The sequence below is a fragment of the Mesorhizobium sp. M0060 genome (genome assembly GCF_040323155.1).
Classification (GTDB): Bacteria; Pseudomonadota; Alphaproteobacteria; order Rhizobiales; family Rhizobiaceae; genus Mesorhizobium.
The window spans coordinates 1-3145 of sequence record NZ_JAMYUP010000135.1 but is presented as its reverse complement, the minus strand read 5'-3'; the positions used below and the strand labels follow the sequence as shown (position 1 = coordinate 3145).

Here is a 3145-nt window from a genome sequence, read left to right as displayed (position 1 = left end):
TCTGCCCCCGCCGGACGACGCTCAACGCCAGCGCGACGACCGGTTCTTGATCACTACCTCAACCGCAGGCGCCCCTCCCGCGCAGCGGGTTCGTTCTCCGGCCTCGTTCTAGTCATTCCAATCCATCCGTGCGATGATCCGCAGTCAACGCTGCTCGGCCACTGGGCCGAACGGGAGAAAGCAACGTGCGCCGTGAGAAGGCGTTGCCCACCCATTAATCCGCTACGACGGGGCCCTCGCAGGCTCCCGTTTTCCGCGTCCGAAGTCATCGACCGACTCGGCTTCCATCGGCTTTGGCAAGACTAATAGTCGAGCCACGTACATCAATGTTTTCAGCTCGCCACTTCTCGACAGAACGGCTGTCGATTGTGGTCATTGTCCTATTCTCAACATGACCTTGCGCCCGTCGGAAAGGGTTCCCGTTCCTGTGCCAGCCGGGGGTTGTCTGCTGGTCAGCGAGAACACGAACCGGGACGAGAGTTGCCCGCAAACGATCGTTCCTTCTCCATGCGAGAACGCAATATTGACGGTAGCCGTCCCTCGGCATTCGACCCCGGCATTGGTCTGTCCGCTAATGGTTCCGCGCCGTGTAATGCTGTTGACGGAAGCCGTCCCGGAAAAGGAGAGCGTCCCATCAACAGTTTGACCAGAGACTGGTGCAATGATGGTGAGCGGATTCTGCGCCTGCGCGTAGCCGATAGCGTCTACGACGCCATAGGCAATCAACATTGTCGCTAAGATTCGCTTGGTCGCGCCGAGGGCTCCGCAATGGTATCTCAATTGAAGCTAGGCCAGCCCCGCGCGGCGGGCGCCCTCCCGGATCGCGGCAATTGCAGGAGGATTGGTGACTGGATAGGAGCCGATAAATCCTTCGGCCGAAATGTCTGGAAATTCTCTCGCCAACCGGTTGGCAATCTTTATTGCCTGAGGTGTTTCGCCGAGCATGGCGTGCGCCATGGCCTGGAACAGCAGCGTTGCAGGCGAGTCCGGCGGAGCTTGGCTGAACGCGGTCAGGCACTCCCTGTGGAGACCTACAACGAAGCTCGACCGGCCCAGCATGCTATAGTACCAGGAAACATGTGGATTGAGACGGATCGCGCGCTTCGCCAGTTCATATCCTTCCTGCGGGTCGCCTGTCACGAATGCCTTTCCTCCGGCAAGCAAGGCAAGGGTATCGGCATCGTGCGGGGCGGCCGCCAAGGCAAGATCATGTTCTCTTGCTGTGGCAACGAGATCGCCCTGCAAGGCTCGAAGCTCGGCTAGACATATGCGCGCATGGGTATCACCCGCGTCGAGCGCCAAAGCTCGTTCGAGGCACAGTTTCCAGCGCTCCTTTGCGGCGGAAGGGTCATTGGTAAACGCATTGATGGCGGCGACGGCATGCGCCAGCCCCAAGACTGTCCAGGCTCTGGCAAGACCCGGGTCCAGCTCGATGGCACGCGTCAGAAGCCGCACCGCTTCCGCATTCGAAGCGTGCGTGTACAAATTGTGCTGCTCGACGCCGAGCAGATAGTAGTCATAGGCACGAAGGCTGGCGGGGTGTTTTCGACGGACAACATCACGTCGAAGTTTTGCGAGCTTGCCGCAACAGCTAGCAAGGACATTGACGACGTTTTCGGTGACTATGTCCTGCATCGCAAACAGGTCTTCCGCAGATCGATCATAGCGGGCCGTCCACAAATCGACTCCAGTGCGCGCGTCGACGAGTTGGACGCAGATCCGCAGCTGCTGCGCTGCCGCCTGCAAGGTCCCCTCAAGTAGATAATCCGCATTCAGTTCCCGCCCGATGGATCGCACGTCATCGCGCCGTCCCTTGTACGAGAGCATGGTCTGGCGGGCGATGACCGCAAGGTCGGGGTAGCGAGCGAGGTCGACCATGATGTCCGCCGACAAGCCATCGGCCAAGCGGTTCCATGGTTCGTCCGCGCTCAGATTGTCAAAAGGGAGAACCGCAACGACTGTTGGCCCTGAGCCCTCTACCGAAAGGCCACCGGATGGTGCCTGGCCCGTGTCTTGCTCGTGTTGGTTGGCAAGCAAGGTTGCAAGCGCCACTTTGTTGCGAATATCGAGTTTCCGATAGATGGCCGACAGATGGGTCCGAACGGTAGTCGGCGCTATGAAGAGCGTCTCGCCGATTTCACGATAGGTCATCCCCTCGGCGAATTTTGCAGCGACCACCCGCTCCCGGTCCGACAGACTGGTCAGAGGATTGCTTACGGCGCGAAGCATCGCTTCAAGTCTCCGATCCGCTACGAGTTGTGGCCGACCCGGCACGGCAAAATACTACAGATGCGATCCCGAAAACACAGCATTTGCACGATGCCATCCGATCGCCAGCAATTCTAGGCTTTCCTGTCGATACGGTTTCGTAGGGTCGCAGAGCCCCCAATCCATTCTGTAACAGGAGGTATCCATGACAAAGTCATCAATCTTTGCCGCAATGCTGGTGCTGCCTTTGTCGGCTGGACCATGCTTGTCCGAAGGCACGCAATCTGGTGGCAAGCTGATTTCCGAAGATGCCACGAGAGCCGTTAGTGCCGAATTGTATTCCGATATTCTCATCCGAGCGTGCAGGAATGGATGGCGCTATCCTCGGAGCCAAATCGAGAACGGCTTCAAACGGCATCTCAGGGAGCTGAAATTGCAACTGGTCGATCAGGGTTACATGATCGTGCCTGGTGCGAAAGCGAACAACTCGCCCCGGAGTCTCTCCGCAACGGCATTTGTCGCCAAGCGCCAATCTGTCGCGTCGCGCCAGTTCGGCTGTTCCCGCCAATACTGGCTCGACGAGTGACCGTTCTGGAGCGCGCAACCGGGGCAGCATATCAGGCAAGTATTGTGGTCAATTGGCTTCCTAGTCCGGTCGTATCGGCTCGGTGGCTCCCTTTGAGTTCCAAGCTACATGTTCGGTCTAGGATCCGACGAATGTCTGGAATGGGTCAGGGGCGCGATTCGGCCAAGGGCGAACGAGCATCCGCCTGGGGTCGTGAGCTGAATGACTGCTTTTGCCAACGGGATGCTCGAAAGCTGCCGATCTGCTTGCGTGAAGAGTTTCGGGCGCCGGCAGGCGTACGAAAGTCCCCGAGGAAGGAACCCGCGGGCCACAGGCGATGGTTATGGGGATTTCGATTTGCGGCTGGTGTCG

General features: G+C 58.9%; 3 protein-coding genes. 1 reads left to right on the top strand and 2 read right to left on the bottom strand.

Annotated elements, in window-relative coordinates:
• Positions 1 to 372: 372 nt before the first annotated feature.
• Together NKJ94_RS37110 and NKJ94_RS37105 are read right to left on the bottom strand one after the other, a co-directional pair.
• Positions 373 to 729, bottom strand: a complete 357-nt coding sequence (locus NKJ94_RS37110; RefSeq protein WP_352532704.1) for a hypothetical protein — start codon at positions 727 to 729, stop codon at positions 373 to 375.
• A gap of 57 nt (positions 730 to 786) precedes the next feature.
• The gene (locus NKJ94_RS37105; RefSeq protein WP_352532702.1) at positions 787 to 2229 is read right to left on the bottom strand and encodes a LuxR C-terminal-related transcriptional regulator; all 1443 of its coding nucleotides are present in this window, start codon (positions 2227 to 2229) and stop codon (positions 787 to 789) included.
• Positions 2230 to 2473: 244 nt separating this feature from the next.
• Here NKJ94_RS37105 and NKJ94_RS37100 point away from each other — a divergent pair, with 244 nt between their 5' ends.
• Positions 2474 to 2794 (top strand): hypothetical protein, encoded by a 321-nt coding sequence (locus tag NKJ94_RS37100; protein ID WP_352532700.1) that lies wholly within the window; start codon positions 2474 to 2476, stop codon positions 2792 to 2794.
• Positions 2795 to 3145: the final 351 nt, after the last annotated feature.

Excerpts from the sequence above, each read along its gene's own strand:
- NKJ94_RS37110 (WP_352532704.1), bottom strand. The coding sequence starts at position 729 with ATGTTGATTGCCTATGGCGTCGTAGACGCTATCGGCTACGCGCAGGCG.
- NKJ94_RS37105 (WP_352532702.1), bottom strand. The coding sequence starts at position 2,229 with ATGCTTCGCGCCGTAAGCAATCCTCTGACCAGTCTGTCGGACCGGGAG.